This is a genomic window from Cupriavidus sp. MEYA8 (assembly GCF_059278825.1).
Genome location: NZ_CM181221.1, coordinates 1,032,782 through 1,047,253 on the forward strand (window position 1 = coordinate 1,032,782; position 14,472 = coordinate 1,047,253).

A 14,472-nucleotide genomic window follows, 5' to 3' on the forward strand; every position below is an offset into this window, starting at 1 on the left:
TGCGTCGCTGCACGGGAGTGGTGCGTGCGCCGCCCGCACAGCTCTGGTGCACGGGGGCGGCCACGGATCGCGGCACCACCCGCGGGGCGCGCCAGTACGCCGTCTGCCGCCGGCACGGTGGGCACCAGCTCGTTTATCGCAGTGGCACGTTAGTTGCAGATGCATCACCCCGGGGAGCGTAGTCCCTAACCAACACCACAAACGGGAGCTGCAAATGCAACGACGTGACATGCTGAAGCTGTCGGCCATCGCCGCCGCGGCAATGATCGGTGCCAGCCCGCTGGCCATGGCGCAGTCCAAGGAACCGATCAAGGTCGGAATCCTGCACTCGCTGTCCGGCACCATGGCCATCTCGGAAACGTCGCTGAAGGACGTTGCCCTGATGACCATCGACGAGATCAACAAGAGCGGCGGCGTGCTCGGCCGCAAGCTGGAGCCGGTGGTGGTGGACCCGGCCTCCAACTGGCCGCTGTTCGCCGAGAAGGCGCGCCAGCTGGTCAGCAAGGACAAGGTCGCGGTGACCTTCGGCTGCTGGACCTCGGTGTCGCGCAAGTCGGTGCTGCCGGTCTATGAAGAGCTGAATTCGCTGCTGTTTTACCCGGTGCAATACGAAGGCGAGGAGATGTCCAAGAACGTCTTCTACACCGGCGCCGCGCCCAACCAGCAGGCGATCCCGGCGGTGGAATACCTGATGAGCAAGGAGGGCGGCGGCGCCAAGCGCTTCTTCCTGCTCGGCACCGACTACGTCTACCCGCGCACCACCAACAAGATCCTGCGCGCCTTCCTGAAGAGCAAGGGCGTTGCCGACAAGGACATCGAAGAGGTCTACACCCCGTTCGGCCACAGCGACTACCAGACCATCGTCGCCAACATCAAGAAGTTCGCCCAGGGTGGCAAGACCGCGGTGATCTCGACCATCAACGGCGATTCCAACGTGCCCTTCTACAAGGAACTGGGCAACGCCGGCCTGAAGGCCAAGGACGTGCCGGTGGTGGCGTTCTCGGTGGGCGAGGAAGAACTGCGCGGCATCGACACCAAGCCGCTGGTCGGCCACCTGGCGGCGTGGAACTACTTCATGTCGGTCAAGAACGCACAGAACGACGCCTTCAAGAAGCAGTGGGCGGCCTGGGTCAAGGCCAACAACCTGCCGGGCGGCGACAAGCGCGTGACCAACGACCCGATGGAAGCCACCTACGTCGGCATCCATATGTGGGCGCAGGCCGTGAAGAAGGCCGGCACCACCGATACCGACAAGGTGCGCGCGGCGATGTACGGCCAGACCTTCAAGGCGCCGGACGGCTTCACGCTGACCATGGGCGAGAACCACCACCTGTACAAGCCGGTGATGATCGGCGAGGTGAAGGGCGATGGCCAGTTCTCGGTGGTGTGGAAGACGCCGAAGGCGGTGCGCGCGCAGCCGTGGAGCCCGTTTATCGCCGGGAATGAAGGGAAGCCGGACAAGGTGATGTAAGCCTCGTTTGCTTGCCACCATCCGGCTCCCCTCTCCCGCTTGCGGGAGAGGGGCTGGGGGAGAGGGCGGGCGCTGGCAAATGCGACGGCGCTCACTTCGTCATAGATGCCGGCCCCCTCCCCCGACCCCTCTCCCGCGCGCGGGAGAGGGGAGCAAACAAACAGCTCGCTTCATTCCTGCCAATCGCAAGCTCCTATGCGCAATCCCTTATCCGTTCGAGTCGTGCCCTGGCTGCGCGCCCTGCTGGCAGCGCTGCTGCTGGCCTCGGCGCCGTGGGCCGCCGCGCTGACGCAGGCCGACCTGAAGCCGCTGGCCGAAGACGACTTCGACGCCAAGACCGCCGCGCTGTCCGCGCTGGCCAAGGCATCGCCCGCTGAAGCTGCACCGATCCTGAAAGCCCTGCAGGAGGACACCCTGCAATATGCGCCGTCGATCGGCATGGTGCGCCAGGACGGCGACAAGGTGGTCGATGCCATTACCGGCAAGTCCGTCACGGTCAAGCCGGACGAACTTGAATCCCTGACCCTGAACAACAGCCTGCGCGCACTGGTCGACAGCGCCGCCAGCAGCCTGCTGCTGCAATCGCCCGACATCGCGGTGCGCGCGCAGGCAATCGGCACCTTGCGCGAACAGCCGGAAAGCGCGTCGCTTGCCGCCGTGGAAGCCGCGCGCAAGGCCGAGGCCGATGCCGGCCTGCGCGCCAGCCTGGACGTGATCTGGGCCAACCTGGTGCTGGCAGAGCCCGCGGATCCAGGCGCGCACGATGCGCGGCTCGAAGCGATCCGCATCCTCGCCACGGACAGCAACCCGCAGAGCCGCCAGAAGCTTGCGCCGCTGGTCGAGCGCGACAGCGCCGGCAACTACCGCGAAGCGGATGCGGACGTGCGCCTGGCCGCGCAGCAGGCGCTGGACCAGCTGCGCAGCGACCAGCGCCGCGCCGAGCTGATCGGCAACCTGTTCGCCGGCCTGAGCCTGGGCAGCGTGCTGCTGCTGGCAGCGCTGGGCCTCGCCATCACCTATGGCCTGATCGGCGTCATCAACATGGCGCACGGCGAGTTCCTGATGATCGGCGCCTACGCGACCTACGTGGTGCAGTCGCTGTTCCGCGCCTATGCGCCGGATGCGTTCGCGTGGTACCTGCCCGCGGCGCTGCCGGCATCGTTCCTGGCGGCGGCGGCAGTCGGCTTCGTGCTGGAGCGGCTGGTGCTGCGCCACCTGTACGGCCGCCCGCTCGAAACGCTGCTGGCCACCTTCGGCATCAGCCTGCTGCTGATGCAGGCGGTGCGAACGCTGTTCGGCGCGCAGAACGTGGAAGTGGCCAATCCCGGCTGGATGAGCGGCGGCTTCGAATGGATGCCGGGACTGGTGATCCCGTACAACCGCGTGGTCATCATCCTGTTCGCGCTGGCGGTGGTGGCGGTGGCGTGGGCGGTGCTCAACCGCACGCGGCTGGGGCTGTTCGTGCGTGCCACCACGCAGAACCGCACCATGGCGGCGTGCGTGGGCGTGCGCACGTGGAAGGTCGACAGCTACGCCTTCGCCTTCGGTGCCGGCATCGCCGGGCTCGGCGGATGTGCGCTGTCGCAGATCGGCAATGTCGGTCCCGACCTGGGCCAGGCCTACATCATCGATTCGTTCATGGTGGTGGTGCTGGGCGGGGTGGGGCAGCTGGCCGGCACCATCGTGGGCGCATTCGGGCTGGGCATCATCAACAAGTTCATCGAGCCGTTCTATGGCGCGGTGCTGGCCAAGATCTTTGTCCTGGTGCTGATCGTGCTCTTCATCCAGAAACGGCCGCAGGGACTTTTCGCGCTCAAGGGGCGCAGCGCGGAGGCATGATGCAGCGATTCCAACCTGATTCTTCCGCGGCACCTTTCCGGCTTGCCGTGCCGGAACGCCAGTCGCTGTTCTCGCCGCGCGGCTGGATGGCGCTGGCGGTACTGACCGTGGTCGTCGGCATCGGCGTGCCGGTGTGCGCGCTGCTGGTGCCGGAAGGCCATCCGCTGCACCTGTCGGCATATGCGCTGACGCTGGTCGGCAAGATCATGTGCTTTGCGCTGGCGGCGATCGCGCTCGACCTGGTGTGGGGCTACTGCGGCATCCTGAGCCTCGGCCATGGCCTGTTCTTCGCGCTGGGCGGCTATGCCATGGGCATGTACCTGATGCGTTCGATCGGGCGCGAAGGCGTGTACAAGAGCGACCTGCCGGATTTCATGGTGTTCCTCGACTGGAAGGAGCTGCCGTGGTTCTGGCACGGCACGGACCATCTTGGCTATGCGCTGCTGCTGGTGGTGCTGGTGCCGGGCGTGCTGGCATGGCTGTTCGGCTTCTTTGCCTTCCGCTCGCGCATCAAGGGCGTGTACCTGTCCATCATCACGCAGGCGATGACGTATGCGGCAATGCTGCTGTTCTTCCGCAACGAGACCGGCTTCGGCGGCAACAACGGCTTCACGGATTTCAAGCGCATCGCGGGGTTCGCCATCGCCGCGCCGCAGACGCGCACGGCGCTTTTTGTGCTGACCTTCGTGGCGCTGCTCGGGGGCTTCGTTGCCTGCCGCTACATTGTCACGTCCAAGCTGGGCCGCGTGGTCACGGCCGTGCGCGATGCGGAGATGCGCGTCATGTTCTCCGGCTACAACCCGCTCGGCTACAAGCTGTTCGTGTGGACCTTCTCGGCCGTGCTGTGCGGCATCGCCGGCGCGCTGTACGTGCCGCAGGTCGGCATCATCAACCCGGGCGAGATGTCGCCCGGCAACTCGATCGAAATGGCGGTGTGGGTTGCCGTGGGCGGGCGCGGCACGCTGATCGGGCCGGTCATCGGCGCGTTCCTGGTCAACGGTGCCAAGACGCTCTTCACCGCCCACTTCGCCGAATACTGGCTGTTCCTGCTGGGCGCGATGTTCGTGCTGGTGACGCTGTACCTGCCCGATGGCGTGATTGGCCTGTGGAAGCGCCTGCGCGAGCGCCGCGCTGCCGCCGCGGTGCCGTCCGAGCCTGAGCCCGTTTCCACGCCCGCGGTGGCGGGCCGCACCGGAGGTGAAGCATGAACGCCGCACTCGAACACGGCCAGGCCGAAAGCGGCGATGCCACCGGGCTGGGCCGCGTGCTGGAGCCGGGCACCATCGATGTGTCGCACGGCCCGATCCTGTACCTGGACGACGTCACCGTGCGGTTCGACGGCTTCCGCGCGCTCAACAAGCTGAACCTGTCGATCGACCATGGCGAACTGCGCTGCGTGATCGGTCCCAACGGCGCGGGCAAGACCACGATGATGGATGTCATCACCGGCAAGACCGGGCCGCGCAATGCCAATGTCAGCGGGCGCGTGTTCCTGGGCCAGACCATCGACCTGATGCGGATGACCGAGCCGCGCATCGCGCAGGTCGGCATCGGCCGCAAGTTCCAGAAGCCGACCGTGTTCGAGCAGCACGCGGTGTGGGAGAACCTGGAGCTGGCGATGAAGGCCGACAAGCGCTGGTGGTCGTCGCTGCGCGCGCGGCTGACCGGCGAGGGGCATCGCCGCATCGAGGAGACGCTGGCGCTGACCGGCCTGGAGGACGAGGCTTACCGGCCCGCGGGCCTGCTGTCGCACGGGCAGAAGCAGCGGCTGGAGATCGGCATGCTGCTGATGCAGCAGCCGCAGCTGTTGCTGCTCGACGAGCCCGTGGCCGGCATGACCGATGAAGAGACCATGCAGCTGGCCAGCCTGCTCAACGGCCTGCGCGGCAGCTGCTCGATGATGGTGGTGGAACACGACATGGAGTTCGTCGCCGCGCTGGCCGGCGCTGCCGGCAAGGTCACGGTGCTGGCCGAAGGCAGCGTGCTGGCAGAAGGCACGCTCGACAGCGTCAAGCGCGACGAACGCGTGATCGAATCCTACCTGGGGAGATAGGCATGCTGCAGGTCAACGCACTGAACCAGTTCTACGGCGGCAGCCATATCCTGCGCAACGTCTCCTTCGACGTGCCGGCGGGCAGGCTGACCACGCTGCTCGGCCGCAACGGCGTGGGCAAGAGCACGCTCCTGAAATGCCTGATGGGCGTGGTGCCGACGCGCAGCGGCAGCATCCACTGGGACGGCAAGCCGCTGGAGAAGAAGGCGCCGTACGAGCGCGTTTCCGCCGGGCTGGCCTATGTGCCGCAGGGGCGCGAAATTTTTCCGCGGCTGACGGTCGAGGAGAACCTGCTGATCGGTGCCGCCAGCCGCGCGCGTCCAGCGGGTGTGCCGGATCGCATCTATCAGCTGTTCCCGGTACTGCGCACCATGCGCCAGCGCCGCGGCGGCGACCTGTCCGGCGGCCAGCAGCAGCAACTGGCGATCGGCCGGGCGCTGATGAGCGAACCGCAGCTGCTGATCCTCGACGAGCCGACCGAGGGCATCCAGCCATCGATCATCCAGGACATTGGCCGCGCGCTGCGGCTGCTGGTGGACGAGTTCGGCATGACGGTGCTGCTGGTCGAGCAGTACTACGAATTCGCGCGCCATATCGCCGACCACTATGTGGTGATGAGCCGGGGCGAGGTGGTCGCGCGGGGTGCCGGGGCCAGCATGGAGCAGGACGGCGTACGGGAGCTGATTGCCGTGTAGGCGTGGAACGGGGAATGCGCATCGCACGCCGCTTTCCGCCCAGGCAGGCGGCGCGCTATGATTATCTGCAACCCCGCCATCGCGCGCCCGCCGCCGGCTTTGCCACGCCATGCGTCATCCCGATTTTCCTTCATCACTCGCCGTGCCCGCCGCATGGCAGGCCAGCCTGCGGCTGCGCTTTGCGCAACGCGGCGAACGCACCGCGCTGGTCGAGCGCCGCCACCAGGGGCCGCTGCTGGTGCAGAAACCGCTGTATCCCGAAGGCGGCATCTGCCATGCCGTCATGCTGCATCCGCCGGCCGGCGTGGCGGGCGGCGACAGCCTGGATATCGAGGTGACGGTCGAGGCCGGTGCCCACGCGGTGCTGGCCACGCCCGGCGCCACCAAGTGGTACAAGTCGCTCGGCCGCGACGCGGCGCAGCAGGTGCGGCTGTCGGTCGGCGCGGGGGCGCGGCTGGACTGGCTGCCGCAGGAGAACATCGTGTTCGACGATGCGCGCGCACGTATCTCGACAGTGCTCGACGTTGCGCCGGGCGGCAGCGCGATCGGCTGGGATGCCGTGGTGCTGGGCCGGCAGGCATCGGGCGAGCAATGGGCGCGTGGCGCGCTGTGGCTCGATACCCGCGTCGGCGCCGGCGAGCGCGCGTTGTGGATCGAACAGTCGCATCTCGATGCGGGTTCGCCGCTGCGCACCGCGGTGGCGGGACTCGACGGACTCAATGTGCAGGGCACGCTGTGGGCGGTGGGCGAGGGCGCCACGCAGCAACTGGCGGAAGCGTTGGCGGAGCAGTTGCCCTATGGCCCGGAACTGCGCGCAGGCGTGACCTGCCTGGCAGCCCATGGCCAGTCGATGCTGCTGGTGCGCGTGCTCGGCCGGCAGATGGAAGCCGTGCGCCACGTGATGGTCGACGGCTGGAGCGCGCTGCGCGAGCCGATGCACGGCGTGGCGGCGCGGCCGCTGCGGCTGTGGGCAACTTAGGCCACGACCGGACAACAAGACAGACAAGGAACAAGAGATGGAACTGACGCCGAGAGAGAAGGACAAGCTGCTGATCTTCACCGCCGCGCTGCTGGCCGAACGGCGCAAGGCGCGCGGGCTCAAGCTCAACTATCCGGAAGCGGTGGCGCTGATCAGCGCCGCCATCATGGAAGGCGCGCGCGACGGCCGCACCGTGGCCGAGCTGATGCACGAAGGCACCACCGTGCTGACGCGCGACGACGTGATGGATGGCATCGCCGAGATGATCCCCGAGATTCAGGTCGAGGCGACGTTCCCGGACGGCACCAAGCTGGTGACCGTGCACCACCCCATCGTCTGAGCCTTCGCCTTGACGTCCGATTTCGACCGCTTCGAACAACAAATCAAACCGAGAGCCGACATGAACCGTTCCGCCTGCCTGCGCCTTGCCCTGGGCACCACCCTGACCGTTGCCGCCACCGCCGCGCTGGCGCACCCCGGCCATGACGCCGCCACCGTCGGCGCCAGCCTGTGGGCCGGCCTGGCGCACCCGTTCACCGGTGCCGACCACCTGCTGGCGATGGCGGCGGTGGGCGTATGGAGCGCGCTGGTGGCCCGCTCGGCCGCCGATACGCTGCGCCTGCCGCTGGTCTTCGTCGCGCTGATGCTGGCCGGTGCCGCGCTTGGGTTGGCCGGCATGGCGCTGCCCGCGGTGGAACCGATGATTGCCGTGTCGTTGCTGGTGGTCGGTCTGCTGCTGGCGCTGCGCGCCAAACTGCCGGCCTGGGCCAGCGCGTTGCTGGTTGGCGGCTTTGCGGTGTTCCACGGTTATGCGCATGGCGCGGAGCTGCCGGCCACTGCCGAGGCGCTGCCCGCGGTGCTGGCCTATGTCGGCGGATTTGCCGTCGCGACCATGGCGCTGCACCTGCTCGGCATCGGCGCCGGCATGCTGCTGCGCCGCCATGCCAGCTGGCTCGCCCGCCTGGCCGGTGCCGGCGTGGCGCTGTACGGCGCCGGCCTGCTGGTGGCCTGAGGAGACACACCATGATCCCCGGTGAACTGATACCCGCCGATGGCGAGATCGAACTCAACGCCGGCCGCGCCACGGTCAGCGTGACGGTGGCCAATACCGGCGACCGGCCGATCCAGGTCGGCTCGCACTTCCATTTCTACGAGACCAATACCGCGCTGTCGTTCGACCGCGAAGCCACGCGCGGCTTCCGGCTGAATATCGCGGCCGGTACGGCGGTGCGTTTCGAGCCCGGCCAGACCCGCACCGTCGAACTGGTGGCGCTGGACGGCGACCGCATCGTCTACGGCTTCAACGGCAAGATCATGGGAGCGCTGTGATGGCAAGGATCTCCAGGCAGGCCTATGCCGAGATGTTCGGACCCACCACCGGCGACCGCGTGCGGCTGGCCGATACCGGGCTCATCGTCGAAGTCGAAAAGGACTTCACCATCTACGGCGAGGAAGTGAAGTTCGGCGGCGGCAAGGTGATCCGCGACGGCATGGGCCAGAGCCAGCGCATGGCGAAGGACTGCGTCGACACGGTCATCACCAATGCATTGATCGTCGACCACTGGGGTATCGTCAAGGCCGACATCGGGCTGAAGGACGGGCGCATCGCGTCGATCGGCAAGGCCGGCAACCCGGATATCCAGCCGGGCGTGACCATCGTGGTGGGGTCTGGTACGGAGGTGATCGCCGGCGAGGGCATGATCGTCACGGCGGGCGGCATCGACAGCCATATCCACTTCATCTGCCCGCAGCAGATCGAAGAGGCGCTGATGAGCGGCGTCACCACCATGATCGGCGGCGGCACCGGCCCGGCGACGGGCACCTTCGCCACCACCGTGACGCCGGGGCCGTGGTTCATGGAACGGATGCTGCAGGCGGCGGACGCCTACCCGATGAATATCGGCCTGCTCGGCAAGGGCAACGCCAGCCAGCAGGCGCCGCTCCTGGAGCAGGTCGAGGCTGGTGCGATCGGGCTGAAGCTGCATGAGGACTGGGGCACCACGCCGGCGGCGATCGACACCTGCCTGTCGGTGGCGGACGCGACCGATACGCAGGTGGCGATCCACACCGATACGCTGAACGAGGCCGGCTTTGTCGAGGCCACCATCGCCGCATTCAAGGGCCGTACCATCCATACGTACCACACCGAAGGCGCCGGCGGCGGCCATGCGCCGGACATCATCAAGGTGTGCGGCGAGGCCAACGTGCTGCCGTCGTCGACCAACCCGACGCGGCCCTACACGGTGAACACGCTGGACGAGCACCTCGACATGCTGATGGTGTGCCACCACCTCGATCCGTCGATCGCCGAGGATATCGCCTTCGCCGAAAGCCGCATCCGCCGCGAAACCATCGCCGCGGAGGATATCCTGCACGACCTCGGCGCGTTCTCGATGATCTCCAGCGACTCGCAGGCCATGGGCCGCGTCGGCGAGGTCATCATCCGCACCTGGCAGACCGCGCACAAGATGGCGCTGCAGCGCGGCAAGCTGCCCGGCGACCCGCACGATGCGCGCGGCGGGCACGACAACTTCCGCGTCAAGCGCTATGTCGCCAAGTACACCATCAACCCGGCGCTGACGCATGGCATCGCGCATGAGGTTGGCTCGGTCGAGGTCGGCAAATGGGCCGACCTGGTGCTGTGGCGTCCGGCGTTCTTTGGCGTCAAGCCGAGCCTGATCCTGAAGGGCGGCATGATCGCCGCCGCGGCGATGGGCGATCCCAATGCGTCGATCCCGACACCGCAGCCGGTGCATTACCGGCCGATGTTCGCGTCGGCGGGCGGGGCGCTGCACCGGTCTTCGCTGACCTTTGTCTCGCAGGCGGCACTGGCGGCCGATATCGGCGAGCGCTATGGGCTCGCCAAGACGCTGTCGGCGGTGCGCGGCACGCGCACGGTCAGCAAGCGCGACATGGTGCACAATGACTGGCAACCGCATGTCACGGTCGATCCGGAGACCTACCAGGTCGTCGCCGACGGCCAGTTGCTGACCTGCGAGCCCGCCACCGAGCTGCCCATGGCGCAGCGCTATTTCCTGTTCTGAACCGCCGGGGCCCGCGCCCCGCATCGCGCATGCTGAAGATCGACAAGTTCCTGAGCGCCCCGCACGGCATCGCGCCGGTGCTGGTGCGCCGCGCTCCCAAGCTGGTCCTGCCTTTCAACGAACGAAGCAAGAGCCGCCTGCGCGCGATGCTCGACAACGGCACCGAGGCCGCGCTGTTCCTGCCGCGCGGCACGGTGCTGCGGGGTGGCGATCTGCTGGTGGCCGAGGATGGCAGCTTTGTCGAAGTGCAGGCCGCGGCGGAGGCCGTGCTGGATGTGCGTTCGGAGGATCCGCACGCGCTGATGCGCGCGGCGTATCATCTTGGCAACCGGCACACGCCGGTGGAGATCGGGCGCGACTATCTGCGGCTCGAGTACGACCCGGTGCTGGCCGACATGCTGCAGCGACTGGGCGTGCGCGCCGGGCGCGCGCAACTGCCGTTCGAGCCGGAAGCCGGGGCGTATGGCGGCGGGCACAAGCATGGGCACGATGCTACGTTTGCCGAGGACTATGCGGCGGCGCAGGCGGTGTTTCATGAGCATCATGGGCACTCGCACTCGCACTCGCACTCGCACTCGCACTCGCACTCGCACTCGCACGGACATGGTCATGATCACGAGCATGGCGAGGCGGATCATGTTCACGATGCGAATTGCAGGCATAAGCATTGAGACGTAGGGCGGTAAGCCAGTGATCCGGTGATGACCAACCTCCACCAACTCATCTCCCTGCTGCATCTCGCATCGCCTGCCTTGCCCATCGGCGGCTTCAGCTATTCGCAAGGCCTTGAAGCCGCGATTGAAGCCGGCAGCATCCACGATGCCCGGACGGCCGAGCGCTGGGTCCGCGACAACCTGCTGCACGTCCAGGCCCAATGCGAAGCGCCGCTGTGGCTGTTGTTGCATCGCTGCTGGCGTGCCGGCGACACGGCTGCGGTGCAGGCCTGGAACGACTGGTTCCACGCCACCCGTGAAACCTCGGAGCTTCGCCTCGAGACCGAGCAGATGGGCTGGTCGCTGTCGAAGCTGATCGGCCAGATGGAGTGGGGCACGCCAGCATTGCGCGAGGCGCTGGCATCGCTATCGCCGGTCTGCCTGCCAACCGCCTTCACGGCAGCGTGCGTTGCACTGGACGTCGACGCCCGCGACGGCCTGGCAGCCTATTGCTTCAACTGGGCCGAGAACCAGGTTGCCGCCGCGATCAAGGCGGTGCCGCTCGGCCAGGTCGCGGGGCAACACATGCTGCGCCGTCTTCACGCGGCGGTGCTGGAAACCGTGGACGAAGCGACGCGCCGTGCCGATTCCACGCCACCGCAACTGTCGACCTTTTCCCCGATGCTGGGCCTGCTTTCCGCACGACACGAAACGCAGTACTCCCGGCTGTTCCGTTCCTGATTCCACAACCACCATGACCCAGGCCCGTACCAAGAAGAACCCTCCGCTGCGCGTCGGCGTCGGCGGCCCGGTTGGCTCCGGCAAGACCACGCTGCTGGAGATGCTGTGCAAGGCCATGCGCGACCGCTATGACCTGGTCGCGATCACCAACGACATCTACACCAAGGAAGACCAGCGCCTGCTGACGATCTCCGGCGCGTTGCCAGCCGAACGCATCATGGGCGTGGAAACCGGCGGCTGCCCGCACACCGCCATCCGCGAGGATGCGTCGATCAACCTGGAAGCGGTGGACCGCATGCTGGCGAGATTCCCGGATGCCGACGTGGTGTTCATCGAGTCCGGCGGCGACAACCTCGCAGCAACTTTCAGCCCAGAACTTTCTGATCTGACGATCTACGTGATCGACGTAGCCGGCGGTGAGAAAATTCCGAGAAAGGGCGGCCCTGGCATTACCAAGTCCGACCTGCTGGTGATCAACAAGACAGACCTCGCGCCGTACGTCGGCGCGTCCCTGGAAGTGATGGAGAGCGATGCCCGCAAGATGCGCGGCGCCCGGCCATTCGTGATGGGCAGCGTCAAGTCCGGACAGGGCCTGGACGAAGTGATCCGCTTCATCGAACGGCAGGGCATGCTCGGCGTCTAGGACTCGACGTCGCCCGCGGCGGCCCTGGCGCCGGGTTTGACATAGCTCACCGGCGGGCGGAAGCTGCCCTTGCCCGCCAGCGCCCGCGCAACCGCCGCCACCAGGTTCAACTCGGGCTCGTTGAGTTCGGCCATATGGCGGACGGTGGCTTCGATGGCTGCCTGCTGCCGGTTGCCGTAGGGCATCGGCGGCTGCTCCACCTGCAACTCGCTGACATCGTGGCGGGCGAAGTCCAGCATTTCGGATGGCGGGACCGCAAGGGTCTCGGCCAGCGTGCAGATGTTGATCAGCGCCAGGTTGCGCTTGCCCCCTTCGATGCCGCTCAGGTAGGAGCGCGCCAGACCGCTTTCGAGCGACAGCGTTTCCTGGGACCAGCCGCGCTGCTTGCGCAGCCAGGCGAGATGCAATCCGAAAAGTCTGAGATTTCGAGTAGTCATGGGATCGTAGGAAGTTCAGAGTGTTCTGAGGCTAAGGGTTTGACCTTGAGGCCACGACAACTTATTCTCCCCCTCACTATCGATGCCCGATCCGCGGAATAAGGGATGCGCCAGTGCATATGGCGCGGCACGATGGCATGACACCGGGCGGCTTGCATGGCCGTGCCAGACGGGACCAATGTGCGATGCCGGCGCGACGCTTTCGCGCGGGCGCCGCATTGCGCGGACAGGATGACCGCATCCTGTCGCCCCGCTCAGGGAATTACCATGCAGATCTTCATGCTGTTCGAGGCGCGGATGCGCGCCTTCCCATCCGGCCACCATGCGGTGGCGGACCTGACCATCGGTTTCCAGTCGCGCTTGCTGCCTGCCACGGCGGGGCTTGGCGAAACCTGCGACTACGTCTTTCTCCGCGCTGGAGAGGCCCAGCCCGAATTCATAGCGCAGCGGCCCGAGTGGTGGGCCTGCCTGCGCGGCGGGCTGCGCGTGTCGGCGCCCGGGCGCGGCAGCCTGCTGACGGGCGGCGGCGAGTTGTTCGCGCCTGCCACCGGCGTGCCGATGCAGGTCCGCGCGACGGTCGATACGATCCTGGTGCGCGCGGTGGCGCAGGACGCCGCCGCGGCGCCGGTGTCGCTGTCCGCTGGCGCGCGTGGCTGCAAGCTGGGGGAGGTGGGTGCGGACGACCCTGACGGCATGGCCGGCGCAGCCCGGGGCGGAGGCGCGCTGCAAGGCCCGTCAGGCATGCGGCCTGGGTTCGTCCAGCTCGATGACACGAGTGGCGACTGGGCGCAGCGGCTGCGCGCGAGCGGCTTGCGCTGGGCGCTGTGCTATCGCGGTGCTGCGGGGTTGTACTGGCGCGGGACGGAGTCTGCGGCGGCGGACGAGGCGGACGAGGCGGCGTTCCTGCAGCCCGGCGCGCTTTACGCGCCGGATGCGAATGAAACCTGTCGTCTCCACGTGCTCATGCCTGGCACTGGCCTGCTGTGCTGCTTTGGACCGCCGGCCGGGCGCGGGAACCAGAGCGAAGGCGGGAACGACCGCGCAGGCGGAAACGAAACCGAAGACGGGAACGGCCAGGCCGCGCGGTGCACCGGCGGGCTGGCCAGGGGGCATGCCAGCATGCCGGCACTGGTGGCGGCCTGAACACCGCGGCGGCCCGGGGCCATGCCCGGGCCGGCACTCAGTGCCGCTTGTACTGAGTGGCGCCGAACAGGACCTCGCGCGCCTTGTCGTCCTGCAGCGCCCTGCGCGCGCTGGCCAGCACCTCGACCCCGCGCTTGACCGCGGGACGCTCGGCGATCTCGTTGAACCAGCGCTTCAGGTTCGGGTATTCGTCCAGCTCGACGCCCTGGTTCTGCCAGCTGCGCAGCCACGGGAAGGTGGCGATGTCGGCGATGGTGTACTGGTCTCCGGCCAGCCATTCGTGCTTCGACAGCTGCGTGTCGATCACCCCGTACAGGCGCCTGGCTTCGTTGGTGTAGCGGTTGACCGCGTATTCGATCTGCTCCGGCGCGTAGATGCGGAAGTGGTGCGCCTGGCCCAGCATCGGGCCGACGCCGCCCATCTGGAACATCAGCCACTGCAGCGCGTCGTACTTGCCGCGCACGTCCTCGGGCAGGAACTTGCCGGTCTTGCCGGCCAGGTACAGCAGGATCGCGCCCGATTCGAACAGCGAGATCGGCTTGCCGTCCGGACCGACGGGATCGACGATGGCGGGAATCTTGTTGTTGGGGCTGATCTTCAGGAAGTCGTCGCCGAACTGGTCGCCGGCGCCGATGTTGATCGGATGGACCTTGTATTCCAGGCCGCATTCCTCAAGCATGATGTGGACTTTGTGGCCGTTGGGCGTTGCCCAGGTATAGACGTCGATCATCGCAATGGCTCCCCTGGCTGCGATCGTGGTGACTGCCACGCCAA

16 protein-coding genes are annotated in these 14,472 nt (G+C 67.3%); 14 read left to right on the forward strand and 2 right to left on the reverse strand.

All coding sequences use genetic code 11. The features are described 5' to 3' along the window. The first annotated feature begins 214 nt into the window (after positions 1-214). From urtA to ureG, 13 genes are all read left to right on the forward strand, one after another. The gene (gene urtA / locus AC5WJ1_RS04790; protein WP_195428130.1) at positions 215-1,471 is read left to right on the forward strand and encodes an urea ABC transporter substrate-binding protein; all 1,257 of its coding nucleotides are present in this window, start codon (positions 215-217) and stop codon (positions 1,469-1,471) included. A 195-nt stretch (positions 1,472-1,666) separates the two neighbouring features. Next, positions 1,667-3,310: an urea ABC transporter permease subunit UrtB gene (gene urtB, locus AC5WJ1_RS04795; RefSeq protein ID WP_195428128.1), complete on the forward strand. Its 1,644-nt coding sequence runs from the start codon at positions 1,667-1,669 to the stop codon at positions 3,308-3,310. Next, a complete protein-coding gene (urtC, locus tag AC5WJ1_RS04800; protein ID WP_195428328.1) occupies positions 3,310-4,518 on the forward strand; it encodes an urea ABC transporter permease subunit UrtC in 1,209 nt (402 codons plus the stop codon). The genes urtB and urtC overlap by 1 nt, the downstream gene beginning before the upstream one ends. Further along, complete coding sequence (gene urtD / locus AC5WJ1_RS04805) at positions 4,515-5,363, forward strand: urea ABC transporter ATP-binding protein UrtD (protein ID WP_195428126.1); 849 nt, start codon at positions 4,515-4,517, stop codon at positions 5,361-5,363. Before urtC ends, urtD begins: the two co-directional genes overlap by 4 nt. A 2-nt stretch (positions 5,364-5,365) precedes the next feature. Then, positions 5,366-6,058 carry an urea ABC transporter ATP-binding subunit UrtE gene (urtE, locus tag AC5WJ1_RS04810; RefSeq protein WP_133094182.1) on the forward strand — a complete coding sequence of 231 codons (693 nt, stop codon included), beginning with the start codon at positions 5,366-5,368 and terminating at the stop codon, positions 6,056-6,058. Positions 6,059-6,167: 109 nt separating this feature from the next. Continuing rightward, positions 6,168-7,037 (forward strand): urease accessory protein UreD, encoded by an 870-nt coding sequence (locus tag AC5WJ1_RS04815; protein WP_133094183.1) that lies wholly within the window; start codon positions 6,168-6,170, stop codon positions 7,035-7,037. A 37-nt stretch (positions 7,038-7,074) separates the two neighbouring features. Beyond that, positions 7,075-7,377 carry an urease subunit gamma gene (locus AC5WJ1_RS04820; RefSeq protein ID WP_133094184.1) on the forward strand — a complete coding sequence of 101 codons (303 nt, stop codon included), beginning with the start codon at positions 7,075-7,077 and terminating at the stop codon, positions 7,375-7,377. A gap of 60 nt (positions 7,378-7,437) precedes the next feature. Then, the gene (locus AC5WJ1_RS04825; RefSeq protein ID WP_133094185.1) at positions 7,438-8,049 is read left to right on the forward strand and encodes a HupE/UreJ family protein; all 612 of its coding nucleotides are present in this window, start codon (positions 7,438-7,440) and stop codon (positions 8,047-8,049) included. 11 nt (positions 8,050-8,060) lie between these two features. Beyond that, complete coding sequence (locus tag AC5WJ1_RS04830) at positions 8,061-8,366, forward strand: urease subunit beta (RefSeq protein WP_133094186.1); 306 nt, start codon at positions 8,061-8,063, stop codon at positions 8,364-8,366. Continuing rightward, positions 8,366-10,081, forward strand: a complete 1,716-nt coding sequence (ureC, locus tag AC5WJ1_RS04835; protein WP_195428124.1) for an urease subunit alpha — start codon at positions 8,366-8,368, stop codon at positions 10,079-10,081. Before AC5WJ1_RS04830 ends, ureC begins: the two co-directional genes overlap by 1 nt. Before the next feature lie 29 nt (positions 10,082-10,110). Then, positions 10,111-10,752: an urease accessory protein UreE gene (gene ureE, locus AC5WJ1_RS04840; protein WP_494476377.1), complete on the forward strand. Its 642-nt coding sequence runs from the start codon at positions 10,111-10,113 to the stop codon at positions 10,750-10,752. 30 nt (positions 10,753-10,782) lie between these two features. Beyond that, complete coding sequence (locus tag AC5WJ1_RS04845) at positions 10,783-11,475, forward strand: urease accessory protein UreF (protein ID WP_135704897.1); 693 nt, start codon at positions 10,783-10,785, stop codon at positions 11,473-11,475. Positions 11,476-11,488: 13 nt separating this feature from the next. After that, the gene (ureG, locus tag AC5WJ1_RS04850) at positions 11,489-12,118 is read left to right on the forward strand and encodes an urease accessory protein UreG (RefSeq protein WP_013956047.1); all 630 of its coding nucleotides are present in this window, start codon (positions 11,489-11,491) and stop codon (positions 12,116-12,118) included. On the opposite strand, the gene AC5WJ1_RS04855 is transcribed toward ureG, so the two are convergent. Continuing rightward, positions 12,115-12,555: a helix-turn-helix domain-containing protein gene (locus AC5WJ1_RS04855; protein ID WP_133094190.1), complete on the reverse strand. Its 441-nt coding sequence runs from the start codon at positions 12,553-12,555 to the stop codon at positions 12,115-12,117. The genes ureG and AC5WJ1_RS04855 overlap by 4 nt on opposite strands. Before the next feature lie 267 nt (positions 12,556-12,822). Here AC5WJ1_RS04855 and AC5WJ1_RS04860 point away from each other — a divergent pair, with 267 nt between their 5' ends. Continuing rightward, on the forward strand, positions 12,823-13,698 hold the full coding sequence (locus tag AC5WJ1_RS04860) for a hypothetical protein (protein WP_195428119.1): 876 nt from the start codon (positions 12,823-12,825) through the stop codon (positions 13,696-13,698). Positions 13,699-13,735: 37 nt separating this feature from the next. Here the strand turns inward: AC5WJ1_RS04860 and AC5WJ1_RS04865 are convergent, their stop codons facing one another. Continuing rightward, positions 13,736-14,428 (reverse strand): glutathione binding-like protein, encoded by a 693-nt coding sequence (locus AC5WJ1_RS04865; protein WP_195428110.1) that lies wholly within the window; start codon positions 14,426-14,428, stop codon positions 13,736-13,738. Positions 14,429-14,472: the final 44 nt, after the last annotated feature.